This window comes from Kribbella hippodromi, assembly GCF_039531045.1.
GTDB classification, from domain to species: Bacteria; Actinomycetota; Actinomycetes; order Propionibacteriales; family Kribbellaceae; genus Kribbella; species Kribbella hippodromi.
In genome coordinates this window covers 314,187-334,686 of the sequence record NZ_BAAAPH010000001.1, presented here as the reverse complement: position 1 = coordinate 334,686, position 20,500 = coordinate 314,187, and the positions used below count along the sequence as shown (strand labels likewise).

Below are 20,500 nucleotides of genomic sequence, written 5' to 3'. Positions count from 1 at the left end.
TCCTAGACGTTGCTCTTGAATACGGCGATGCCGTGCATGAACAGGGCGTTCGCACCGTTTGCGGCGATCGAAAGGGTGTTGCACACGACCAGCGCCTCCAGCGTCAGCGTCTCGCCACCGGACAGGCCGGTGAACAGGTTCCGGGAGGCGGCAGCGAACGACCCGATCTGACCGGGTTGTACTGCGTTCCACGCGCCGCCGCCGTGGCCCCCGTTGACGCCGACCTCCATCGCGACGGATACAACGGAGGCTTGGTTGTTCACGACGCAGCCATTGCCGGCGACGATCACGATCGCCTCATCCGCCCAGTCGGGTACAACGATCTCGCTGGACGATGCCTTGAGGGTCTCGGTCGTGGAGACGCTGTAGTTGAACAACTGCGCCCCGCCGGACCCGAACGCCACGGACGCCGACGCGAAGTTCGGATCGCTGGGCAGCGTGACTCTCCCGATGATGAACCACGTGCTGCCCTGTCCGAGTAGGCCGACGATGTGGCCTGTCTTCAGCGCGACTGCCTCACCGGTGTTGAGGATCGGCACATTGGTGAGGGTGCCGCCGGCCAAGTCGATCGTGTTCGCGCCCGAGTTGGCGTCCCAAGTCAGGATGGTGCCCTGACGGAACCTGACACCCGGCTGTCCGGCATCGAACAGGGTGGCTATGTTGTCGGTGATCACGATGCGCTCCCGATCAGGTCGGTCTGCTGCTGCCGGGTCTTCAGCGTGACTGGCTGCGTGGGGACGAGCGGGATCGTCACTTCGTCAATGACGTGGGTCTCGGTGTACAGCGACCGGTCCCGCGAACTGCGCGGGTAGCCGACCTTGATCACGTCGTACGGCTCAAGGGCCGGGTTGGCGATGCTCGTCAGGTCGACCTGGTACGGAAGGCCGAGAGATCTGCGGAGAATCGCGGTCGCCGCCGACAGCGCCTGTGGTTTCGTGGTGATGAACGGCGACGAGTAAAACCGCGGCACCGGACCGAACGGGCCGTTGTAGTAGGTGGGGCTGTCCGCGTCCAGGTTGTACGCGGTGGCCGTGGCGGGCGCGGTGGTATCTCCAGCCTCGCCTGTGGCTACAACGGCGTTGTAGACCCCCTCACGGGTCAGCGAGCGTGACATCTGGACGAGCACGCCCTGGGTGCCCGCGGCGATCATCCAGTTCGGTGCCCCGGTCACCGACGGGGGCGTGGCGATCCGAAACACCCCGTCGTAGCGCCACCACCCCACCTTGCCGAGTGAGGTAATCAGGTCGTTCAGCGTCCCCGCCCGGTCGTCTTCGGTGATGATCGTCCGGTCGAGCGTGTCGTCCCGGACCAGGGTGTCGTCCCACGAGATCGTTGCGGACGGGTACACCTCGGTGATCAGCATCTGTGCCAACTGCCCGTTGGTGAGAGTGGACGCGAACTGACGCGGCGAGAGGAACCGTGCGTCGACGATCCCCGCCATGCGGTCCGTGGCAGCGATCGTCACTTCGGCGCTCGGTACCTGATCCTGCTCGGGGGTGTTGATGCGGAAATAGCCGAGCCCCACCCATTCCTTCTGACCGTTGCCGTAGGCAATGCCGCGTTCGACAAAGATCTCATTTCCGTAGGGGGCCAGGAGATCCGTCGATGACTGTGGCCACGCCTGCGAGGTGGTGAGGGACAGCGTTGAGCGGATCGTCGATGTTGACGACGCGGTCACATCGCCGTCCTCGATCGGGATCTCGGTCCCAGTCGGGTTCGTGCCGGTCTGGAACGTCGTACACACCCGGGCCCGGAACACAGCCAGGTGCGAGCCCTGCAGGGTGGTGAGGAACTTCGCGGAGACGGGCCTCATGCGACGATCACGTCCGATGGTGAACCGGTACGCGCCAGGAGCGCCGACCAGGTGGCGTTTGCGGCGGTGAGCGTGGTCCACGTGGCGTAGTCGGCGAGTACCGAGGTCCACGTGTACGCCGAGCCGACCACGTCGGGGCCGGGAGCGGCGACCTCCGTCAACGGCACGGTCCATACTCGCCGGGGGGATAGCCGCAGGGTCGGCGTTCTGGACACGTCCCCGACCGAGAAGTAGCCGCCCGGGACGTTGGTCACGGTGGACGGGAGTTGCAGGAACACGACCTCACCGGATGCAAACAGGTAGTCCAGGTTCGATTCCCCGGCGGCATCTTGGGTCAGTAGCTGCAGGTCGTAGAAGATGCTTGAGGCAATGTCGCCGACCATCACGGGTTTGCTGCGACCGACGATCGGGAACAGCCCGGCGCGGGATTTGCGGGTCACGTCGCCGTGGTCCACCACCGTGACCGGGGTATTCAGGAACGGCGCAGCCGGCACCTTGAGCCACGCCGAGGTGATGTCTTGCGTGACAGTGGCGGTATAGATCGACACGGCGGCGCCGTTCGCCGCGAGCCCCTGCACCAGGTAGGTGGTCGCGACCCCAGGTTGCCATTCGTAGTCGTCAGCTGCTGCGTTCTGGGATGCGACAGGGACTGAGTTGCCGCCGCGAACCACGGCAGTGTAGGAGATTCCACCGTTGGTGCTGCGCAGGAACTGTGCTGTGACCGCGGTCGCGCCGAGCGCGGTGGCGGATAGCCGAATGCGCGACAGCACCGGGTCGTAGGTTGCCGTGATCGCCATCAGCGCGCCCCTGCCTGCACGGTCCGCTTCAACTGGCGGTTGCTAGTCCGAATCGTCTTGTCGATGCGGCCCTGCAACTGCTGGCCGTCGATCGTCACGTACACGTAGGTGTCGCCGCCTTGCAGAGCGGCAGCGGTCTGCCGGGCGTTCGTGACGTGCCCGCCACTGCTGCCCATTGTCAGGAGCTCCGGTCCCTGCTCGCCAACCAGATAGGTGCGGCCTGGAGACACCGGACCACCCGATGCCCTGCCCGGAGCCCTGATCCCAGCGGGGATGCCGCCGATGTTCGACTGCACCATGTTCACGTACACGGTCCGGTTCTTCAGGGCGGCGACGCTCGCGGCCAGCTTGTCTACCTTTGCCTTAGCGGCGGCGGCGCCGGACACCGACAGGTCGACGTTCTTCTTCGGCGGGATGCCGATGAGCTGAGCCGCGAGCGCGTGGGCTGCCTTCCTGGATAGGCCCATCTGGGTAGCGACTCTGACAAACGCCTGCCGTGAGGTCTCCGCCGACGTGTTCGCCGCTACCCATCCCTTGCCGCCGTCGATCAACGCCTTGGTCTGCGCGTTGGCCGAGCTTGCGATGTTGTCCAGCGCGGTCTTGTTCGCACGGCCCTTCTCAGTGTTGATGTCGAGGTTCTTGCCGTTCTGCTTCACTGCCGCAGTGGCATCGTCGAGCGCCTGCTGGTAGTTGATCTGCGCGCCTGACAACCCCAAGGCAAGGTTCTGCAGCCGGAACATCGACTGCACCACGGCATCCGTGGCGGCCTTCTGCCGGTTGAGCTTCGTCGTCAGGACCTCTGCCGGGGTCGCGGCCTTCTGCGCCGCCTCGGCAGCGCCGGCTACGTTCGTTGCGAGCACGTCCTGCTGATTGCCGGTGTCCTTGCTGATGATCCCCAGCTTCTGCAGCAGCTTCGCCGCTCCCTCCAGCGGCGCGAGAAGAACCTGCAGCGCAATCTTGATTGCACCCAAGGTCGAGTTCACCGCCACCATGACGACGTCGACGCCGCTGAATCCACCGGTGATCTTTTCGATGGCCCCGTTCGCGTCGTTCAGCACGCGGATGATGTCGAGCCCGATCTTGACCGTGTCGCCCAGGCCCTTCACCAGGTCGGCGAGCCCTGACGGGGACCTCTGCACCGACGCCGCGAGGTCCTGCAGACCCTTGGAGACGCTGCCCAGAGCCGACTGCATCGCGGGACCGAGCGACTGCAGGACAGCCTTGAACGCCTGCGACAGCGGCGCGACTGCGGGAGCCAGCTTCCCGAACGCCTGCCCCAACTGGTCGCCGAACTGCGTCAGCGCCGGGGCGATGGTCTTGAACGCCTTGTCCAGCTCGGGCTTGAAGGTGCCGAACGTTCGCTTGGCAACTGCCGCCATCGAGATCAGAGTCGACTCGAATGGCTTGGACAGCACCTGCATCTGCGCGCCCATGTCGCCAAGCGTCTTCGACCAGACAGCCTTGACCACCTCGGACTTCGCAGCGAATGCGATGCCCAGACCGGCCAACCCTGCGCCGAACCCCGCAACGATTCCGCCGGCCACGATCGCCCCGGCAGCAGGTGCGACAGTGGCCACGACGCCAGCAGCGGCAGCCAGGATCGCGGGCCCGATGATCGGAGTCTTGAGCGCGCCGCCGAGTCCGCTGTTGAAGGCTTCCCCGCTGAGTTGGCCGCCCTCGCCGAGAAGCTTCGAACCGTCGCCCTTGAACCACTTCAGCAACGATGAGCCGAAGCCCTTACCGGAGTCCTCGCCCGACCTGCGGAACTTCTTGTCGACAGACTTCGTGAACCGGTCGACCTCACGCTCTCCGACCTTCGTCGCAGCAACGAGTCCCGCGGCGTCAGCGTCGAGCTTCAGTTTGATCGTGCGTGAGGTGTCAGCCATTGCCCCACCGCCGGATCACCTTGTCGACCGCACGCCCCCACTGGTCGACCATCTGCGGCAGATCCTTCTCAACGGTCGAGAAGAACCAGTAGTCCTCATCGCCGGCGCCCCGGTGGGGACGAAACTGCTTCAAGGCGGTCGCGCCGAAGTTGGCGCCGTACATGATCTTGTTGAGCGGCTTGCGGTTCCGGCCGACCTTGCGGGCACCGCCGACAACGATCGAGGGGAGACGGTCCCGCCGCGCACGGATGCCGGGGGCAACCAGTGCGGATTGTGCCGACGAGGAAGCAGCGGCACTGCGGATCTTGACGGCCTCGACCTCGCTGATCCGGGTCGAGGCATCCCGCAGTTCCTTGCTCGCGTCCTTCGGCAACTGACGGAACGCAGCCAGGGTTTCGCGAGCGCCTGCGATGCTCACGCGGATTGTAAGACCCATCCGGCCGGTGCCTCCCCTCCAGTCTCGCCGTTGCCTTCTGACAGCAGTTCAAGGGCGGTGACTATCGCCCGTTCGCCTTCGTTCGCCCACTCCGTGGGGCTGATGCCTGTTCGGATGGCGAGCTCGATGAGTCGGCGGTGGAGGCTGCCGACTGGGTAGGGTCCGGCTCCGGGTCGTCCTCGGTTTCACCGTCGACCTCGCAGGACGCCTCGAAATCCTGGTACGACCCGGGGAAGAGGCCCTGTCGTTGCGATGCCAAGTGGGCGACCTTGTACAGGTCGATCAAGTTCGGCGCGTTGACCAGGTCGACGAAGGACTTGTTGCCCTGCGTGGTCTTCTCCCACATCAGTACGTCGCGGGACGTGGCAGTGACTGTGTACGGCTCGCCGCCGTCCGGGGTGACCTTCAGCGTGATCATTCAGTTCCCCTCCTCAAGGCCGATCAGAAACTGACTACGGCACGAGTGATCGAGGTGGTCGCGCTGTAGTCGACGTAGACCCGGCCAACGTCGGTGCCCGACGATGACGGCCGTGCGAACGTGGCCACCGGGAACGGGCCGATCAGCTTCGTGGCACCCGCGCCGACAGCGACGACCAGCGGCCCAACGGTCAGGCCGTCCACGGTCACCGGGCTGTTGACGGTGACGTTGATCGAGGAGCCAGAGCCGTTGGCGACCTGAAGGAACACCGAGCCGGCGTCGATCACGTCGTTGTTCGCGGACACCGCGGTGAGGGCCGGGGTAAGCCCGGCGCGGGTGATCTTCTGGGTGGTGACGCTGTCTCGTGCCATTACGGAAGGTCCGTCCAGACGGGAGCACCGGTGCACGGCAACTCGATGTCGAAAGTGGTGAAGTTGCCCTGGTCGCCACCAAAGGGCGTCGCCTTGCAGATGACGGTGACGGTGGCCGAAGCACCCGGGCCACCCTTGCGAGGCGTCAGCGTCAGGGTCTGCGACGTACCAGCGTTGTCGGTCAGGAACCGGGCCAAGCCCTGACCGGACTTGTAGTCCTGAATGCCGGAGAGGGACAGCGTCCACACAGCTGTGTCGACGTCGACGGACACACCGTCCGGGACCATCGTCCTCAGCGTCTGCGAGGGCTGGTCCGGGGTCAATACAGCCTTGGTGCACTGGTTCGCGTAATCGGTCGCCGCGAAGCTGACCAGCGCGTCCCTCAGCACGTAGGCACCAGCGGGGGCACTCATCATTCACTCCTTGCAATGAGTTGGAAGCCGAAGAACTCACCGGCGTCCGTCGTGATGGCGTAGGGGGTGATGCTGTCGACGAACAGCACCTCGTGAAGTGCGGCGGGAACCTTGACCGCGAAGTCGTCGAGCTGGTCGAGAGCGGCGTACTCATCGCCGCTGAGCAGCACGAACACGCGCCATGTGGTCTGGAACGCCTGCCCAGGTCCACGGTCGACCTGCTGTACCAGCGCGTACCCGACGCCTTCGCCGAGGACATCCGGGCGCTTCGCGTAGCCGGTGAGCCCGTCGACGGTCGTGAGCGCATCCGCGATGGTCTGGCGGGTAGTGATCATGCAACGACCTCGATCCGGTACGGGCGTTCTATCCGCCGTACCTCGGGATCGTTGCTCGGCAGGATCGTGGTGCCTGTCTCCGCGTCGCCCTGCAGCACCGCGAGCGGAATCCCCTTCAACGCAAGGGATCGAGCTACACGGCGGAACAGGGCTGTGCGGAGTGGAACAGGGAAGGCGTCGGCGGGTGGGTTCGTCGGGTCAGCAGGGATCGTGCAGACCTTGCGCTGCAGTTCGATCTCAGCCGCCAGGACGTCGCCGAGCTCGTCGTCATTGATCCGGTCGGTGGTCAGCTTCAACCGTGTCCGGACCTCTGCGAGCGTCGGAACCGCCACGTCGACACCTCCCCTCTCGTCTGCTTGGGATCAGGCCGCGGTGATCTGCACCCGCTTGACCGACTTGCCGGCCTGGCGCGAGATGAACGCGGTGTAGCCCCAGACGCCGAGGACGATCGACTCTGGGCCGTTGACCTCTTCGAACCGGAAGCGCAGGACGTTCGACTCGAACAGCAGCTGGTCACTCGCCTTGTACGCGAGGAACGACTCGGGGTAGGTCGAGCCGTTGCCGATGCCGTCGGAGGCGAACACGCCAAGCTCGTCGATCTGGCCCATCGCGTTGACGGTGCCGACACCGATCGCGTTCATCGGACCCGCGGTCGACGCCGGGATGAGCGGCCGGTTGTCGGTTCCCTTGAGCTTCTTGAACTTGCCCCAACGGTTGACCGTCATCGCCAGCACATCGGCCGGCGCCTTGCGGGAGTTCAGGACCGCGATCGCCGCGTCGATCACCGCGTCGTAGGCGGCGGTGGCGGTGAAGTTCGTGGCGTCCGACGCCAGCGTCACCACAGCCGCACCTGCGGCGGTGACGAGGCCCGTACCGATCTTCGCCTCGACTTTCGAGTTGTAGACCTCCATGAGGTCGCCGTAGATCAGCAGGTCGATCGCCGGGGTCGACATGTCCACCATCTGCCGGGACACGGTCTGCTTACCCGCGGTCGGCTTCGGGGTGACGGTATCGACGTCGCTGTCCCACGCGTCCGCCCCACCGACAGGGGTGTTCTCCGACGCCTGCTCTGCCACCACGGCGTCCGTGCCGACGGTCTGCTTTGGCAGCGTCAGCGGGCGCGGATCGTCACCGAGCGGGATGCTGCGCACCGGCAGCACACGGCCCTGACGTGCGAGCAGCTCGAACTCCTCGGTCAGCCAGTGCGGCGCGACCACACCGGGACCGTTGCTGCCGGTCGACAGCGCCCGGTTGTGCTGCTCCAGGCGTACCGCCGCGGCCTCGTCACCGTTGGTCTTGGCGCGGTACATGTCACTGAAGAACGAGTGCTGGCCGCCGTCCGTCGTGGACCGGTAGTGGCCGGGGTCACGATCCTTCGCGGTGGTGTTCGATGTGCCCAGCGAACGAGTCTCGGTCTTCGTGTCATCGGCGACCGTCGCGGCGAGCTCGGCGACCTTCGCGTTGCGGGTCTCGATCTCGGTCAGCGACTCGATCTCGGCGAACAGCTTCTTCGCCTCATCGCCCTGGGACCGGACAAGCGTCAGCTCGTCTTCGGTCAGGTCACGCCCGTCGCCCTCGGCGGCGCGGGTTTGAATGCCTTCGATGGAGGTGCGGAGCGCCTCGTACTGCTCGCGCTTCCGCTTCAGGTACGGGTTCACGGGGGTGGGCCTTCCGGCTCGGAGGAGTAGTCACTCGCTCGCCGGGGTGTCCGCTCACTCGCCCGGGGTGCCCACCTGTTGCGTGGGGGTGCCGTACGTGCTCAACGGGGGTGCCGTCGTACTGCCTTGCACTGTCGATGATATCTCAAGTTGTAAATGAGAGTTACGAAATCGGAAGGGGCGGCAGCGTGGCGAGGATCTGCCGCGCCTCGGCGATCCGCGCCTCCACCTCCGCAAGGTCGTCGTTGACGGCCCGCACACCGGACACCGTGGCCAGTGCGCCGTACGCGCCTTCCAGGACGACGCCGATCTCCGACAGGTCCGCCTTCACTCGCTCGGTGATCCCTCCAGGCAGGTTGCGGTTCTTCCGCTCCCGGAACCCGATCGACAGGTCCGTCAGCGCGCCGTCCTTCACGAGCGCCAGCGTCTCGTCGCCGAGCGGCGTCTCCGACACGCGAAGTTCCGCGTACAGACCGGCCGCGTCGTCGCGCAGCAGCGTCGCCCGTCCGATCAGGCTGCCGCCCATCGGCAGGTGCCCGCGGGCGAGCTTCACCCGGTTCGCCGCTCGGAGTTGGTGGTTGAACGCGCCGCGGGCGAACTGCTCGGTCAGCCGTGCGTCGATCCGCACCGCCTGGCTGTAGGGGACGGCGATGCCGCGGATGGTGCGGCCGTCGCCGTCGGAACGGATCTCCAGGTCGGGGGTGAACGCCCGGAACAGAACGTCGTCGGTCATGGTTCAGTCCTTCGGGTCAGCAAGCCCGCGCAGCGAGGCGTAGTGCGCGTCGCAAAGCCCGCGAGTGGTCGGGGTCCGGGGGCAGTCCGGCGCATTGCACTCAGCCTTCGCAGGCTGGACGTCACTGGCCGGCTGGGTCGACTTGCGGCTCATTTGCGTTCTCCTCAGAGGGATCAGCTTCGGCGGGATCGATGGCGTCGCCGCCTTCGAGCGGCGGCCGTCCGTCTTCGGCACGGGCCTCGTTCCGGGTCCATACCTTCGAGTTGACGCGGATCTGAGCGACCTGCGCCCTCGTCAACGCGTCGGCACGCAGGACGTCGTCGAGGTTCGCCTCGACGCACACGCCGGGCGGGAATGCCTGCGAAAGGCACTGCTCGAAGCGGCCGACGTGCCCGCGAAGCCCCCACTTCGCGAACTTCACGTCCTCGGCGTTGTCGTTTCGGTAGGTGCGGTTCGACGTCTCGACGCCGAGCGCGGACGGCTGCACACCGAACAGCAAGGCGGTCTCCAGCAGCGACATCTTCCGTGCCTCGACTAGCTGCAGTTCGGTCGGATTCCACGCCAGCGACTCGAACGAGGTGGTCGCATTCAGCACCGCGACTGTCCGGTCACGTTGCGCGGCCAGCCACGTGGCCTTCATCCGGTCGGCCTCATCCTTGGTGAGGTCCGGGTTGTCGGATTTCAAGGTCCCCGTCGGCACACCGTGCGCCCCGACCGAACGCGCCTGCCGCTGCAACTCGATCGCAAGGTCCAGGGTTCCGCCGTCAGCGCCAGTCAGCCCCGACAGGTGTGCCTCAAGGACACCGAAGCCGCGCACATCCGACGGCTTGCACGGTCCCTTGACGTGGACCACGTCGTAGACCCCGTAGCCCTGACCGCCGATCTGATACTCGATCGCCCCGACCGGCAGTGCACTCATCGCCTCATAGCCGACGCGCCGCACCCCGACCTCCTCAGCGGGGATCGGTAGCACCGCCGTCGGATAGCCATCGATGTCCCGGTCCGCGACCAGGCCGATCGCGTTGCCGTGCCAAATCAGGTCCAGCGCCCAACTGGAGAACGTCGTCATCCGAACCTCCGGTGGCGCCGGCTGCTCAAGCAACCAAGGCCGCGGCGTGATCTTCTCGGCAGCCCGCCCCTCCCGCTCGACGTACGCATCCCACGGCACCGAACCCACCAGGTCCGAGATCATCAACGCGGCTCGCCACGCACCCGGCAGCGACATGCCGCCCCGGTACAGCGACATCGGCATGTTGACCGGAGTCCCGTCGATGATCACCTGGAATCCTGCACCAGCAGCCCGGTCGTGCTGTGGGGTCTGTCGGCTCAGAAGCCGTCCGAGGCCCATCAGAGCCGCCCACCTTCAGCGAGGACCCCGACAGCCACGATGACCAGCCCGGCCAACCCCACGGCCCACCAAAGCCCTGCCAGCACACCGACAGCGGCGACCACCAGCGCGGCACCTAACATCTGGCCCGCGACGGGCAGCAATCTCTTCATCCCTGCTCCCATCAGAAGACCTGCGACCTGGGTAGTGGCGGCTCGATCGCCGCCGGATGATCAGCCGCCCAAACAGCGAGAGCTGCCGCCGTCACAGCGGTCACGGGCTCCCCGCTGGAGGTGAATGCCAGCGACTGTCCTAACCGTCGCCAAGCCAGATGACCAAACGCTTCGACCAGGTCGGCCTGTCCGTAGTGCAGGACGGTCGGTTGGGGCATGGCCCTGATCTCGTCGTGGAACCTGACGCAGGCCGCTGCGTAGTCAGGGGCGGTGACCCGGTCCACTTCGAACCCGGAGCGCTCGATCTCATCGGCCACATCACGAGCAGGACCGGCGTTGTTGACCGTGACCCGCTTCAGTCCTTGCCGTTCCAGGATTCCGATAACCGCGCCAGCGACCCACCGCGTACCGAGGCCGTGCTCGATGATCTCGACGAGTGACCGACCGTCTGGGCCACGCCATCCGGCGGTGATCGTCGCGCATCGCCGATCCGGGTCCACATCGAAGGCGATGCCCGGCGCTACGTCTGCCGGAATACGATCCACAGTTGACGAGGCGGTCACCGCAGACTCAGGGATCACCCGGTCCGCCTCGGTCTCGGTCGACCGGTTCCCGAAGCCACGTAGGAACTCCGAGCGGTCCATCTTCGACTGCGACTCGGCAATCGATGCGTCCCTGACCGTGAACCCATGCGGGCACGGCTTGCCACCTGCGGGACCATGACACTCCGGGTCCTGACATCGGGCAGGGTGATGCTTGAGTACAGCGGCCAACAGCGCCATGTCGTCGAGCTCGTCGAGGGCAACGCCGTCGAGCTCGTCCGGCAGCGACCATTCGAAGTACGCGATACCGGTTACGTCGCCGCGTTCGACCGCAGCCCGTCCACGCTCCCGGGCCTCGTTCAGACCGTAGGACGCTGCAGTGCCGGCGGTGCTGGTCTTGATCGTCTGCCCGTCCTTGGTGGTGAACCCGGGCTGGATCGCGCCCATGAGGACTGCGTACTCGTCGGCGGTAAACGCCCAGATCTCGTCCAGCAGCACCAGGTCCGGCGTCTCGCCGTGGAGATCCTCACCGGACGGCGCGAACGGTTCGAAGCTCGACCCAGTGGCGGGGAACTCAAGCGACTCGAACCCGTTGCTGACCTTCTGCTTCGTCTTGCCCTTCAACAGCCGGCTGTGCTGCATCGCCGAGCACGCGTCCATCCAGCGGCGGCGCGAGTGCTTGCGGGTCTGTGCCGCCAAGAACACCCGGCGCACGTCACCGGCCAGGCAACGATGCACAGTGATCGGCCGCAGAACCGTCGTTTTCCCGGCCTGGCGAGGGATCGTGATCACGATCTCCGAGTACGCCCACGATCCATCCGGGCGGACCTCCAACGCCACATCCACAACGTGACGCTGCCACGGCATCAGCGGCGTACCCAGCTGCTCCGCGATCTCGGCGACCGCGGGACCGTACGTCGGCCGCTCAGGGCTACGCGATGTCGCCCAACGTGGGGCCGGACCGTGTGAGTCGGGCCAGTTCAGCGTCTGCGTCCCAACCGTCGCTGTCGTCATTCACCGCCTCCGCCCCGAACAGTTCCGCCAGAACCTGCCGCAACTCCGTCGACGCGGTCGTCAGCCGGATCGTGTGGCCCTCGTCAGCCTCGCGGTCGAACGCCTCAGCCACCGCACGCGCCTGCGCCACCAGCACGCCCTGACGCGGCGATAACTCGACACCGGCCAGAGCAGCCTCGACAGCATCAACCGCCGACAAGCGATCCACGATCAAAGTGTAAACGAGAGTTACGTTCTAGCGAAGCATCTTGAAGTCAAGAGAGAGAGCGGGGGACGGACATGCGGATTACCTGGGCCTCAGTCGGATCGGGAAAACGGCTGAGCATGCCGCCCTCTGATCACCACGAGCGGGAGTGCGTGCTCGTCGTCGGTGCTGCTGCATCACCGCGTCCGTAGTTCCCCTGGCACTGGTACCCATGGGTGCTGATGGTGCGCTGTGTCCCATGTGCAGCTCGTAGGTTGCGCACGTCGTACTCCAGGTCAGGTCGTTGGGCGACGGGGATGACGTGGTCTGCTGTGTCGGCTCCCCCGTGACCACACAACCAGCAGACCCCCAGGTCACGACGGATGACGTACTCAGCGAGGCGCTGAGCACGCCTGCCGCCGCGACGCTGGGGGTTGGGCATGGCTACTTACCCATGCCCTGGATCTGCCGCGCTGCCTGGTTGGCTGTGCGCCGCACGTTCCGGCGGTAGATCAGGGCAGCGATCAGGTAGCCGAGCGCGATGCCGTCGAGGGTGCCTGCGATGTAGCAGCCGAGCAATCCGTTCATCAGTCCTCCTCGATGATGCGGTAACGAGTGATGCGGCCTCGCTTGTTAAGCCTGTCGACCAGGCGCTCGGCTGCACGTCGGGAACCCATATTCCAGGTGGACGTGTGGCCGTTTCGGTACAGCAGGGTCAGGGTGCAGGCGCTCATGCTGTGGCCTCCTTGGCAGCGATACGGGTCTTCACCCAGACGGCGTACTGCAGGACGCGGGCGGTGTGCTTTGCGCACAGCTTGACCTCGGCGATGGGGTCGAGGACTTCGGCGGTGCAGCGTTCGCCGGTATCGCTGCACATGTGGCACTGGTTGCGGCCGGTCGGTCGGGTGCTCATACGAACCTCCAGACTTCGCAGTCGCTGGCGTGCCGGTACGTCACGTAGATGTCGTCATCCTCGATGCCGCGCCACACTTCGGCGCTGAACTTGGTGCAGCACATCGGGTCGAAGCTGCGGTACGGCAGGCTGGCGAGGACCGTGAACTGGTACTGGTCGTCGGGGTGTGGCTGCTTCTGCGAGGGCGTCTTCGGGGGGCTGCCGGTCTTCTTCTTCACCGGTACGTCCTCGATCGGGAGCTCTTGGTCAGTCGTCGTCATAGTCGCCTTCTCCCACGATCTTCATCAGCCGGTACGCCTTGCCCACCGGGGACAGGTTCTTCAGGGACGTGGTGAGCCAGGCAGCGGGGTCCTTGATGGCGACGTCTTCCCTGACCTCGGACACAGCAGCTTCGACGAACTCAGTGGTGTCCGCGAACCAGTTGTGGTTGGCCAGATAGCCGTTCGCTTCGAAGTCGTACTCAAGTTCAGCGACCAGAGAGTCCACGTCGAAATTGTCACGCTGGCGGCCACGCAGGCCCGACATTGTCGGCTCATTGATCGGCGCAGAGCGTTGATCCTTCTTCGAAGAAGAAGCATTGGTCTTGTTGAGATGGTCTTGTTCGTCGGTGCCTGGTGACCCACCCTGGGGCACCTCCTGACCCACCCCCGGGTCATCTCCTGTCTGATTTGCGGATGCTTTGGGCCGCTTCTTCCGCTCCCACACCGACAGGTAGTAGACGTTGGAGGTCGGGTCACCCTCGGGGCTGGTGCGGTTCTCCCACGACACCAACCCCTTTGCCCGCAGGTTCTTCAGCGCGGTCTTCACCGAGCTCTCTGAGCATCCGGCGGACCTCGCCAGGCTCTTGTGACTGGGCCAGCACTTGCCCTCGGGGTTCGCGTTCCACGACAGAGCTACGTACACCGCCAGCTCGATCGCGGTCAGCTTCCCTTCGAGGTGCCGCGGCACCATTCCGAAGCCGGTGGGTTCACTCACGCCGCGTCCTTCCCGGAAGGGTTCGGAGAAGGGTTATCGGAACCCTTCCAGACACGAACCAACGACCCATGCCGAGACGGCGTGGTACTTGGTCGAACCTCTCCGGTGGGCTCGATGATTCCCGCCTTCCGCGCCGACAGGAACGCGGCCCCGATCCGGTTCGGATGGTCGGGTGCACCAATGACCTTCACCAGGTCGTCCGCGGTGAAGGTCAGGCCGGTGCGAGCCAGCACCTCCAGCTCCGCACGGGCGTATGCCCGCCAGCCGTCCTCGGTGTTCTGCTCTGCCTGCTCGACGCCGTCGTACGCACCCGGTGGGATCGGTGCCATGAAGTCGAGCGCCAACTGGCGCGGATCAACGCCATCCACGAGGACCCCCAGGGATGTTCGAGTGCCAGGCGTCCGCACCGGTGGCGCGCTCGTAACGAGCTAGCCATACATCGAACGACTCCCAGCGCCGCCGGTCGGCACGTGCGACACTGGCGGTAGCGTTGTGCGAGAGACCGGCGCTCAGTTGGTTCTCGCGGCCGGTGGTGGGTGGCAGCCCGCCGCCGGCCTTCTTCTTGTTCGCTGTCTCGGTCACGCGGACACCTCGTCCGCCGCCTTGTACTGCTCCTCGATCCAGGCGAGCACATCGCTCTCCAGGTAGCCGACCCTCTTCGGCCCGATCTTGAAGCTCTTCGGTCCGCGGTCTCCTCGGGAACGCCAAAACCGCAGGGTCGCGGTAGGCGTGCGCGTCATCGCTGACACTTCCGCGATCGTGAGGATCTTCTGACCCTCGGCCCAACTGTGGGTGATCGTCATGCCCTACTCCCTAAGTGATGACGGTTAGCTAAACCGTGCCACTGAAGCGTATCAGGACTGCAACGAAGGTGTAGCCAGCATCGTGCGCGTATGGCATTGATTTCTGTCCACAATGGCTTGTACCGTTGGCACGTGACTAACAGTGCTGACGACAGCCGGGGCGATACGGCGTTCTTTCAGGCCGCCGCCCATGAGGAGCTCGCCGAGGGTCGGGAAGCCCTACGCGAAGGCTTCGAACAGCACGAGAAGATCCTCGGCGCGAAGATCCGACAGTTGAGAGAAGAGCGCCGGTGGTCGCAATCCGATCTCGCAGATCAGCTCAGTCGACTTGGCTTCGACCTACACCAGACAACTATCGCCAAGATGGAAGCTGGTCGGCGCCCTCTGCGTGTGAGTGAGGCCGTCGCTGTTGCGCACGTCTGCGGCCTACCTGCTGGCGCGCTCTTCTGGCTGCCGGTTCAAGGGGAGCCGTCCACCCTCGAATTCCTACGGGAGAAGATCCAGGATCTCGAGCAACAGGTCGAGCAGACGCGGCAACTGATGAGCGAGTCCCTGGCCACGTATGCAGGGGTATACGCCGAGCAGTCGACCTCATTGCACATGGCGGTCGCAGCCATGAGTACCGCAGAGGCCGAGATCGTGGAGCGAGAGGCTCGCCAGGCGGCAGTCGCACGCCAGGCCGAACGCGACGCGGCGGCGAAAGCGCGACGCGAAAAGGCTGTGAGGTTGGCGCAGCAAGATCCGGACGCTGTGCTTGAAGCCCTGAATGAGCGAAGGGACCGTCTCTGATGGGCAGACCAGCACTGCCGGTCGGCACGTTCGGGCAGGTTGATTTCACCGCCATGGGGCCGAAGAAGGTCCGTGCGCGAGCGCGGTTCCGCGACTTCGACGGCCGCACCCGGCCGGTCACGAGGTACGGCGCGTCGAGGGCAGCGGCTGAGCGGCGGCTGAAGGAGGCACTGCGGGACCGGATCGGCCCGACAGGTGGGGACATCACCGCGGACACCAAGATTCGGGACCTCGCGGTGGTCTGGCTCGACGAGGTCAAGGCGTCCGACCTGGCCGACGGTTCGAAGCAACTGTACGAGAACGACCTGAGCGACAAGGTAATTCCGGCAATGGGCGCGCTCACCTGTCGCGAGTCCGACGTACCGGCCTGCGACCGCTTCCTGAAGGCCGTCCGCACCAACTCAGGCGTATCGAAGGCACGCACCTGCCGCACGGTGCTGTCGTTGCTGATGCAACTGGCCGTCCGGCACGGCGCGATCAAGACGAACCCGGTTCGTGAGGTCGCGAAGATCCCGAGCGACAAGAGATCCAAGGCCAAGGCGCTCACCGTCGACGAGCAGGGGATCATCCTCGACAAGATCACCGTCGACCAGGAAGCCGACATCGAGCACGACGACCTTGCCGACCTCGCCGAGGTGCTGGACGGCACCGGCATGCGAATCGGTGAGGTGCTCGGCATCCGAATCACCTCGTGCGACCTGGCCGCCGGCGTGCTTGAGGTGAACGCGACAGTGATCAGGTTGAAGAAGCTCGGCACGGTGTTCCAGGAGCGTCCGAAGACGGAGGCCGGGTGGCGCGTCATCGCGTTGCCGCCGAACGTCGTCGCGGTTCTAACGCGGCGCCAGACCACGGCGCTCGCATGGCCGGGCAACGAACTCGGCCTGCTGTTCCCGTCGAAAGCCGGCGCACCCCGGAACCCGAGCAACACGAACCGCGACCTCAAGGCGGCACTACTGCGGATCGATGCAGGGTTCACCTGGGTCACGAGCCACACGTTCCGGAAGACTGTCGCGACCCGCATGGACGAGGCCGGACTGTCTGCCCGGGCGATCGCCGAACACCTCGGTCACAGCAACCCGTCGATGACCCAAGACGTCTACATGGGCCGCGGTGTAGCAACAGCCGAGGCGGCCACGATCCTCGGGAGGGCCGCATGAGTTTTGTGGTCGTAAAGTGGTCGTGGACCCGGCCAGATGACCAGGTCCACGCTTGGAGCCGCCTGTCGGAATCGAACCGACGACCTTCTCATTACGAGTGAGACGCTCTGCCGACTGAGCTAAGGCGGCGGGTGCCGGGGAAGAGTGTAGCGGGAGAGTGGGGGTGGATCCGAATCGGATACCCGGAGGCGGGTGGGTGGGTGGGGTCCGGGGAAGGGGTTGTGGTGTGGGTCACCTGGCTTGAGTGGTGGCTGGCGGGGTGCGGAAGGTCTGGGTGCGATCGGTCGGGTGAGGTAGCGGGGCAAGGCGGGGCGGGGTGGGATGGGTTGGGGGTGCGGCGGGCCTGGTCCGGGTGGGCGGGCGGCCTGCGGTGGGGTTGGTTGTTGGTGCGTGGAACGTGGTGGTGGGGGCGGGCGTCGGAGAAACTGCGCCTGCGAGAACGCGGAGGCCAGATCCGGGCTGGGATCGGGGCGGTGGGCTGGCTGTCTGGTTTGGCTGGTTGGGCTGGTTTGGCTTGGTGGGCAGGTCTGGCTTGGTGGGCTGGTTTGGTTGGGCGGTTGGGCGGTTGGGTGGTTGGGAATTGTTCGGGAATGGGTTGTTTGGGAAATTCGTTGACTTGGGTTGGGGGATGGGTCAGAATAATTTCCGCAAGCAAAACAGGACTTGAGGAGACATCGTGTACGGGATGCAGAAGCTGGCGAGGGCTTGGCGGGGTGACCGCGAAGCTTTGTCGGTGTGTCTGCGATCCGTTGGCGATGAAGCGTTCTATCACCAGCTCGGTACCGAGCCAAGAATTGAGCTGAGTGGGCGTACGGTAGGCGGTCCGCCTGGGTGATCTCCTTGTGGAGAGTCCTCAGGGGCCGTCTGAGCCGGGTGTCCGGTGCAGGCGGTCTTTTCTTTTGCCCGGAAACGGGTTTCGTCGGTGCGCAATGGTTGCGGACCGGATTCCAATCCCGCGTCGCGAGGGTTCGATTCCTTCCACCGATGCTTTTTCCGGTATTCGCGGATATCGGCACGAACAATGACAACTGGACATTCATCGCATTTCCCCGCGGCACGTCGCCGTGGGGAGGACCAGCTGTCGGCCAGTGGCCAGGCCGCCTCATTTGGGTTGAGGAGATCGGGGGTTCGAGTCCCTCCAGCTGGACCAGGCGCCCGCAGCATGCTCGCTACCGGCCGAGCGGGCGCCACAAGCGTGCTCTGCGTCGGAAATCCGCAGTACATCCGGCGCAGGGCACCGTACGCCCGTAGCTCAACCGGACAGAGTGCCTGCCTACGAAGCAGGAGGTTGCAGGTTCGAATCCTGCCGGGTGTGCTGTGTCCGAAGCAGAAGCGGGCGATGCACCGGGACGTGGCCCCGGAGAAAGCGGGTTCGAGCCCCGCCGGACACCCTGCGTACGAAGTGCTCACGCACTGTAGATGAACGCTCCGGCGTAGCGCAGACCGGAGTACGCGGCTCTGGCCCAACTGGGAGAGGCGCCTGGCTTAGGACCAGGAGGTTCAGGGTTCGAATCCCTGGGGCCGCACGTACGAACCTCAGCAGCACGAACGAACAGCCCGAAATGAACCGACACCGAGATCGCCGACCTGCCAACCGCCGGTCGGGCACACTGGAAGGGAGGAGGAACCACATGAGCGGTGTGATCGTCCTGAACGCCTCGTACGAGCAGCTGCACGTCGTGTCGATCCCGCACGCCATCCGGATGCTCGTCCGGGAGGTCGCCGTCGTCGAGGAAGCGCATGACGGCGCGCACATCGGTCCGTTCCCCCTGCCCCGGGTGCTGCGGCTGGTCCGGTACGTCGTGATGAAGTGGCGGTACGCGTCCGGGCGGCTGCAGTACACGCGCGCAGGCGTACTGAAGCGGGACAAGTACACCTGCGCGTACTGCGGTCAGCTGGGTGCTACCACGATGGATCACGTGGTTCCACGGTCACGCGGTGGACGCGGCGAATGGCTGAACGCCGTCGCCGCCCACGCGGGGTGCAACGAGAAGAAGGGCTCGCGTACGCCGGAGGAAGCCGGGATGCCGCTGTTGTGGCAGCCGTGGGTTCCGTCCCGTGCCGAGATAGCGCTCTGACGCGACACCCACCGGTGCCGCCGACGAGCGCGATGCCAGGTGGGCGACGGTGACCCAACCTCGGTTCTGACCCGAGGCCCCGCAGGTTCGAGCCCTGCCCTGGCAGCTGTGCGCCCGTCGCGGCGTGCGTCCTGGTGAGATAAGCCGAGTGTCAGGCCTAGCGGCAGCCGTCTCGAAAACGGCAGGTCCCTTGACCGGGACGTCTGGGTTCGAATCCCAGTCTCACCGCATGTACACAGACGAGGAGAGTGGGGAGATGGAGCTTCCGGTTGAGTTGAGTGGGGCCAAGAGCTCCACGCTGATGTGGGCGCCCGAGCATGAAGTCAGTGCGCAGGCGCTGCAGCAGTTGCGGAACATCGCCGCGCTGCCGTGGGTGCATGGCGTACGGGTGATGCCGGACGTACACCTGGGTAAGGGTGCGACTGTCGGGTCGGTGATCGCGATGTACCAGGCGGTGTCGCCGGCCGCGGTCGGGGTCGACATCGGGTGTGGGATGGAAGGCGTACTCACCTCGCTGACCGCTGCCGATCTGCCCGACGACCTGTCGGCGATCCGGTCGCGGATCGAGGCGGCTGTGCCGGTGGGGTTCCGGGCGCACGAGGACCCGGTCGGCGTACGTCGGCTCGGGCTGGACCCGCGGGCGTGGGATCGGTTGTGGGGTGGGTTCACGAGTCTGCATGACGGCGTGCAGGACCGGGAACGCAAGGCCAAGCAGCAGATGGGATCGCTGGGTGGCGGCAACCACTTCATCGAGGTGTGCCTCGACGACGAGGACCGCGTGTGGCTGATGCTGCACTCGGGCAGCCGGAACATCGGCAAGGAACTGGCCGAGCGGCACATGCGGATCGCGCGCGGGCTGCCGCACAACGCGGACCTGCCGGACCGTGACCTGGCGGTGTTCCTGTCCGGTACGCCGGAGATGGACGCGTACCGGCGGGATCTCACCTGGGCGCAGGAGTACGCGGCCCGGAACCGCGCGGTGATGCTCGCGCTGGTGATGCAGGCAGTGCGGGAGTCGTTCGAGGTCGAGGTACGGTTCGAGCAGCCGATCTCCTGCCACCACAACTACGTGGCCGAGGAGCAGTTCGATGGGCTTGACCTGCTGGTCACCCGCAAGGGCGCGATCCGGGCGGGCCTCGGTGATCTCGGACTGATCCCGGGGTCGATGGGCACTGGGTCGTACGTTGTCCGCGGGCTCGGCTCGGAGCGGTCCTTCTACTCGGCCTCGCACGGGGCAGGCCGGCGGATGAGCCGCAACGAGGCGAAGCGGCGGTACACCGTCGAGGACCTGGTTGCGCAGACGGCCGGTGTCGAGTCCCGCAAGGACGCCGGGGTGATTGACGAGATCCCCGCGGCGTACAAGGACATCGACTCGGTCATCGCCGCCCAGTCCGACCTGGTCGAGGTCGTCGCCCACCTGAAGCAGATCATCTGCGTCAAGGGCTGAGCCGGTAGGTGGGTACGTCGTGTGCCTGCCTGCCTGCCGTGCGCCCCCTTCCTTTCCACTAAGCGTACAAGTTCGCGGGGTGGAGGTGGGGAGGTTATCCACAGGCCGCCCGCCGTCTGCAGGGGAGATGGCGGGCGGCAGATGGTGCGAGTCAGGTGATCGGCGCCGGGTGGTGCATGTCAGGTGGTGCATGTCAGGTGGTGCATGTCAGGTGGTGCATGTCAGGTGGTGCATGTCA

Annotated in this window: 29 protein-coding genes and 6 tRNA genes; 9 read left to right on the top strand and 26 right to left on the bottom strand. The window is 65.7% G+C overall.

Translation table 11 applies throughout. From position 1 onward, the window contains the following. Positions 1 to 2: 2 nt before the first annotated feature. From ABD260_RS01635 to ABD260_RS01515, 25 genes are all read right to left on the bottom strand, one after another. The gene (locus ABD260_RS01635; RefSeq protein ID WP_344231474.1) at positions 3 to 674 is read right to left on the bottom strand and encodes a hypothetical protein; all 672 of its coding nucleotides are present in this window, start codon (positions 672 to 674) and stop codon (positions 3 to 5) included. Further along, positions 671 to 1,813 carry a DUF5047 domain-containing protein gene (locus tag ABD260_RS01630; RefSeq protein ID WP_344231473.1) on the bottom strand — a complete coding sequence of 381 codons (1,143 nt, stop codon included), beginning with the start codon at positions 1,811 to 1,813 and terminating at the stop codon, positions 671 to 673. The genes ABD260_RS01635 and ABD260_RS01630 overlap by 4 nt, the downstream gene beginning before the upstream one ends. Next, positions 1,810 to 2,610: a hypothetical protein gene (locus tag ABD260_RS01625; protein ID WP_344231472.1), complete on the bottom strand. Its 801-nt coding sequence runs from the start codon at positions 2,608 to 2,610 to the stop codon at positions 1,810 to 1,812. Before ABD260_RS01625 ends, ABD260_RS01630 begins: the two co-directional genes overlap by 4 nt. Continuing rightward, positions 2,610 to 4,496, bottom strand: a complete 1,887-nt coding sequence (locus ABD260_RS01620; protein WP_344231471.1) for a hypothetical protein — start codon at positions 4,494 to 4,496, stop codon at positions 2,610 to 2,612. Before ABD260_RS01620 ends, ABD260_RS01625 begins: the two co-directional genes overlap by 1 nt. Continuing rightward, on the bottom strand, positions 4,489 to 4,914 hold the full coding sequence (locus ABD260_RS01615) for a hypothetical protein (RefSeq protein ID WP_344231470.1): 426 nt from the start codon (positions 4,912 to 4,914) through the stop codon (positions 4,489 to 4,491). The genes ABD260_RS01620 and ABD260_RS01615 overlap by 8 nt, the downstream gene beginning before the upstream one ends. Before the next feature lie 79 nt (positions 4,915 to 4,993). Continuing rightward, the gene (locus tag ABD260_RS01610; protein ID WP_344231469.1) at positions 4,994 to 5,350 is read right to left on the bottom strand and encodes a hypothetical protein; all 357 of its coding nucleotides are present in this window, start codon (positions 5,348 to 5,350) and stop codon (positions 4,994 to 4,996) included. A gap of 23 nt (positions 5,351 to 5,373) precedes the next feature. Further along, entirely contained in the window at positions 5,374 to 5,721 is a 348-nt protein-coding gene (locus tag ABD260_RS01605) for a hypothetical protein (protein ID WP_344231468.1), read from the bottom strand. Further along, the gene (locus ABD260_RS01600) at positions 5,721 to 6,134 is read right to left on the bottom strand and encodes a hypothetical protein (RefSeq protein ID WP_344231467.1); all 414 of its coding nucleotides are present in this window, start codon (positions 6,132 to 6,134) and stop codon (positions 5,721 to 5,723) included. The genes ABD260_RS01605 and ABD260_RS01600 overlap by 1 nt, the downstream gene beginning before the upstream one ends. Next, positions 6,134 to 6,469, bottom strand: a complete 336-nt coding sequence (locus tag ABD260_RS01595; RefSeq protein WP_344231466.1) for a hypothetical protein — start codon at positions 6,467 to 6,469, stop codon at positions 6,134 to 6,136. The genes ABD260_RS01600 and ABD260_RS01595 overlap by 1 nt, the downstream gene beginning before the upstream one ends. Further along, positions 6,466 to 6,801, bottom strand: coding sequence for a hypothetical protein (locus ABD260_RS01590; RefSeq protein WP_344231465.1), 336 nt, complete (start codon positions 6,799 to 6,801; stop codon positions 6,466 to 6,468). The genes ABD260_RS01595 and ABD260_RS01590 overlap by 4 nt, the downstream gene beginning before the upstream one ends. Positions 6,802 to 6,831: 30 nt before the next feature. Continuing rightward, complete coding sequence (locus tag ABD260_RS01585; RefSeq protein ID WP_344231464.1) at positions 6,832 to 8,127, bottom strand: phage major capsid family protein; 1,296 nt, start codon at positions 8,125 to 8,127, stop codon at positions 6,832 to 6,834. Positions 8,128 to 8,290: 163 nt separating this feature from the next. Next, positions 8,291 to 8,860 (bottom strand): HK97 family phage prohead protease, encoded by a 570-nt coding sequence (locus tag ABD260_RS01580; RefSeq protein WP_344231463.1) that lies wholly within the window; start codon positions 8,858 to 8,860, stop codon positions 8,291 to 8,293. A 3-nt stretch (positions 8,861 to 8,863) separates the two neighbouring features. Further along, the gene (locus ABD260_RS01575) at positions 8,864 to 9,013 is read right to left on the bottom strand and encodes a hypothetical protein (protein ID WP_344231462.1); all 150 of its coding nucleotides are present in this window, start codon (positions 9,011 to 9,013) and stop codon (positions 8,864 to 8,866) included. Beyond that, a complete protein-coding gene (locus ABD260_RS01570; RefSeq protein WP_344231461.1) occupies positions 8,982 to 10,139 on the bottom strand; it encodes a phage portal protein in 1,158 nt (385 codons plus the stop codon). Before ABD260_RS01570 ends, ABD260_RS01575 begins: the two co-directional genes overlap by 32 nt. A 68-nt stretch (positions 10,140 to 10,207) precedes the next feature. Further along, positions 10,208 to 10,360, bottom strand: coding sequence for a hypothetical protein (locus tag ABD260_RS01565; protein WP_344231460.1), 153 nt, complete (start codon positions 10,358 to 10,360; stop codon positions 10,208 to 10,210). An 11-nt stretch (positions 10,361 to 10,371) separates the two neighbouring features. After that, a complete protein-coding gene (locus ABD260_RS01560; protein WP_344231459.1) occupies positions 10,372 to 11,916 on the bottom strand; it encodes a terminase large subunit domain-containing protein in 1,545 nt (514 codons plus the stop codon). Further along, positions 11,834 to 12,124: a hypothetical protein gene (locus tag ABD260_RS01555; RefSeq protein ID WP_344231458.1), complete on the bottom strand. Its 291-nt coding sequence runs from the start codon at positions 12,122 to 12,124 to the stop codon at positions 11,834 to 11,836. Before ABD260_RS01555 ends, ABD260_RS01560 begins: the two co-directional genes overlap by 83 nt. A 420-nt stretch (positions 12,125 to 12,544) precedes the next feature. Beyond that, positions 12,545 to 12,688 (bottom strand): hypothetical protein, encoded by a 144-nt coding sequence (locus tag ABD260_RS01550; protein ID WP_344231457.1) that lies wholly within the window; start codon positions 12,686 to 12,688, stop codon positions 12,545 to 12,547. Further along, positions 12,688 to 12,834: a hypothetical protein gene (locus tag ABD260_RS01545; RefSeq protein WP_344231456.1), complete on the bottom strand. Its 147-nt coding sequence runs from the start codon at positions 12,832 to 12,834 to the stop codon at positions 12,688 to 12,690. Before ABD260_RS01545 ends, ABD260_RS01550 begins: the two co-directional genes overlap by 1 nt. Further along, positions 12,831 to 13,013 carry a hypothetical protein gene (locus tag ABD260_RS01540; RefSeq protein ID WP_344231455.1) on the bottom strand — a complete coding sequence of 61 codons (183 nt, stop codon included), beginning with the start codon at positions 13,011 to 13,013 and terminating at the stop codon, positions 12,831 to 12,833. Before ABD260_RS01540 ends, ABD260_RS01545 begins: the two co-directional genes overlap by 4 nt. After that, a complete protein-coding gene (locus ABD260_RS01535; protein WP_344231454.1) occupies positions 13,010 to 13,273 on the bottom strand; it encodes a hypothetical protein in 264 nt (87 codons plus the stop codon). Before ABD260_RS01535 ends, ABD260_RS01540 begins: the two co-directional genes overlap by 4 nt. Continuing rightward, the gene (locus ABD260_RS01530) at positions 13,260 to 13,988 is read right to left on the bottom strand and encodes a helix-turn-helix domain-containing protein (protein ID WP_344231453.1); all 729 of its coding nucleotides are present in this window, start codon (positions 13,986 to 13,988) and stop codon (positions 13,260 to 13,262) included. The genes ABD260_RS01535 and ABD260_RS01530 overlap by 14 nt, the downstream gene beginning before the upstream one ends. After that, the gene (locus tag ABD260_RS01525) at positions 13,985 to 14,356 is read right to left on the bottom strand and encodes a hypothetical protein (RefSeq protein WP_344231452.1); all 372 of its coding nucleotides are present in this window, start codon (positions 14,354 to 14,356) and stop codon (positions 13,985 to 13,987) included. The genes ABD260_RS01530 and ABD260_RS01525 overlap by 4 nt, the downstream gene beginning before the upstream one ends. Then, positions 14,343 to 14,570 carry a hypothetical protein gene (locus ABD260_RS01520; protein ID WP_344231451.1) on the bottom strand — a complete coding sequence of 76 codons (228 nt, stop codon included), beginning with the start codon at positions 14,568 to 14,570 and terminating at the stop codon, positions 14,343 to 14,345. The genes ABD260_RS01525 and ABD260_RS01520 overlap by 14 nt, the downstream gene beginning before the upstream one ends. Further along, a complete protein-coding gene (locus tag ABD260_RS01515; protein WP_344231450.1) occupies positions 14,567 to 14,791 on the bottom strand; it encodes a helix-turn-helix transcriptional regulator in 225 nt (74 codons plus the stop codon). The genes ABD260_RS01520 and ABD260_RS01515 overlap by 4 nt, the downstream gene beginning before the upstream one ends. 132 nt (positions 14,792 to 14,923) lie before the next feature. On the opposite strand from ABD260_RS01515, the gene ABD260_RS01510 reads away from it, so the two are divergent. Further along, entirely contained in the window at positions 14,924 to 15,580 is a 657-nt protein-coding gene (locus ABD260_RS01510) for a helix-turn-helix transcriptional regulator (protein WP_344231449.1), read from the top strand. After that, complete coding sequence (locus ABD260_RS01505) at positions 15,580 to 16,737, top strand: site-specific integrase (RefSeq protein ID WP_344231448.1); 1,158 nt, start codon at positions 15,580 to 15,582, stop codon at positions 16,735 to 16,737. The genes ABD260_RS01510 and ABD260_RS01505 overlap by 1 nt, the downstream gene beginning before the upstream one ends. Positions 16,738 to 16,790: 53 nt before the next feature. Here the strand turns inward: ABD260_RS01505 and ABD260_RS01500 are convergent. Next, positions 16,791 to 16,866: transfer RNA gene (locus tag ABD260_RS01500), tRNA-Thr, on the bottom strand. A gap of 945 nt (positions 16,867 to 17,811) precedes the next feature. Here ABD260_RS01500 and ABD260_RS01495 point away from each other — a divergent pair. The 7 genes from ABD260_RS01495 (at position 17,812) to ABD260_RS01465 (ending at position 20,262) form a co-directional block, all read left to right on the top strand. Next, a tRNA-Pro gene (locus ABD260_RS01495) sits at positions 17,812 to 17,887 on the top strand. A gap of 91 nt (positions 17,888 to 17,978) precedes the next feature. Beyond that, a tRNA-Arg gene (locus ABD260_RS01490) sits at positions 17,979 to 18,052 on the top strand. Positions 18,053 to 18,189: 137 nt separating this feature from the next. Beyond that, a tRNA-Leu gene (locus tag ABD260_RS01485) sits at positions 18,190 to 18,263 on the top strand. Between the two features lie 105 nt (positions 18,264 to 18,368). Further along, on the top strand, positions 18,369 to 18,815 hold the full coding sequence (locus ABD260_RS01480) for an HNH endonuclease (RefSeq protein WP_344231447.1): 447 nt from the start codon (positions 18,369 to 18,371) through the stop codon (positions 18,813 to 18,815). Between the two features lie 33 nt (positions 18,816 to 18,848). Then, positions 18,849 to 18,921 (top strand) — tRNA-Gln (locus ABD260_RS01475). A gap of 27 nt (positions 18,922 to 18,948) precedes the next feature. Beyond that, a tRNA-Ser gene (locus tag ABD260_RS01470) sits at positions 18,949 to 19,043 on the top strand. A gap of 1 nt (position 19,044) precedes the next feature. Beyond that, positions 19,045 to 20,262, top strand: coding sequence for an RtcB family protein (locus ABD260_RS01465; RefSeq protein ID WP_425553258.1), 1,218 nt, complete (start codon positions 19,045 to 19,047; stop codon positions 20,260 to 20,262). The last annotated feature ends 238 nt before the right edge of the window (positions 20,263 to 20,500 follow it).

Excerpts from the sequence above, each read along its gene's own strand:
- ABD260_RS01480 (WP_344231447.1), top strand. The coding sequence starts at position 18,369 with ATGAGCGGTGTGATCGTCCTGAACGCCTCGTACGAGCAGCTGCACGTC.
- ABD260_RS01535 (WP_344231454.1), bottom strand. The coding sequence starts at position 13,273 with ATGACGACGACTGACCAAGAGCTCCCGATCGAGGACGTACCGGTGAAG.
- ABD260_RS01550 (WP_344231457.1), bottom strand. The coding sequence starts at position 12,688 with ATGAACGGATTGCTCGGCTGCTACATCGCAGGCACCCTCGACGGCATC.
- ABD260_RS01620 (WP_344231471.1), bottom strand. The coding sequence starts at position 4,496 with ATGGCTGACACCTCACGCACGATCAAACTGAAGCTCGACGCTGACGCC.
- ABD260_RS01515 (WP_344231450.1), bottom strand. The coding sequence starts at position 14,791 with ATGACGATCACCCACAGTTGGGCCGAGGGTCAGAAGATCCTCACGATC.
- ABD260_RS01625 (WP_344231472.1), bottom strand. The coding sequence starts at position 2,610 with ATGGCGATCACGGCAACCTACGACCCGGTGCTGTCGCGCATTCGGCTA.
- ABD260_RS01560 (WP_344231459.1), bottom strand. The coding sequence starts at position 11,916 with ATGACGACAGCGACGGTTGGGACGCAGACGCTGAACTGGCCCGACTCA.
- ABD260_RS01630 (WP_344231473.1), bottom strand. The coding sequence starts at position 1,813 with ATGAGGCCCGTCTCCGCGAAGTTCCTCACCACCCTGCAGGGCTCGCAC.
- ABD260_RS01545 (WP_344231456.1), bottom strand. The coding sequence starts at position 12,834 with ATGAGCGCCTGCACCCTGACCCTGCTGTACCGAAACGGCCACACGTCC.
- ABD260_RS01595 (WP_344231466.1), bottom strand. The coding sequence starts at position 6,469 with ATGATCACTACCCGCCAGACCATCGCGGATGCGCTCACGACCGTCGAC.
- ABD260_RS01600 (WP_344231467.1), bottom strand. The coding sequence starts at position 6,134 with ATGAGTGCCCCCGCTGGTGCCTACGTGCTGAGGGACGCGCTGGTCAGC.
- ABD260_RS01540 (WP_344231455.1), bottom strand. The coding sequence starts at position 13,013 with ATGAGCACCCGACCGACCGGCCGCAACCAGTGCCACATGTGCAGCGAT.
- ABD260_RS01610 (WP_344231469.1), bottom strand. The coding sequence starts at position 5,350 with ATGATCACGCTGAAGGTCACCCCGGACGGCGGCGAGCCGTACACAGTC.
- ABD260_RS01580 (WP_344231463.1), bottom strand. The coding sequence starts at position 8,860 with ATGACCGACGACGTTCTGTTCCGGGCGTTCACCCCCGACCTGGAGATC.
- ABD260_RS01465 (WP_425553258.1), top strand. The coding sequence starts at position 19,045 with ATGTACACAGACGAGGAGAGTGGGGAGATGGAGCTTCCGGTTGAGTTG.
- ABD260_RS01565 (WP_344231460.1), bottom strand. The coding sequence starts at position 10,360 with ATGAAGAGATTGCTGCCCGTCGCGGGCCAGATGTTAGGTGCCGCGCTG.
- ABD260_RS01505 (WP_344231448.1), top strand. The coding sequence starts at position 15,580 with ATGGGCAGACCAGCACTGCCGGTCGGCACGTTCGGGCAGGTTGATTTC.
- ABD260_RS01575 (WP_344231462.1), bottom strand. The coding sequence starts at position 9,013 with ATGAGCCGCAAGTCGACCCAGCCGGCCAGTGACGTCCAGCCTGCGAAG.
- ABD260_RS01605 (WP_344231468.1), bottom strand. The coding sequence starts at position 5,721 with ATGGCACGAGACAGCGTCACCACCCAGAAGATCACCCGCGCCGGGCTT.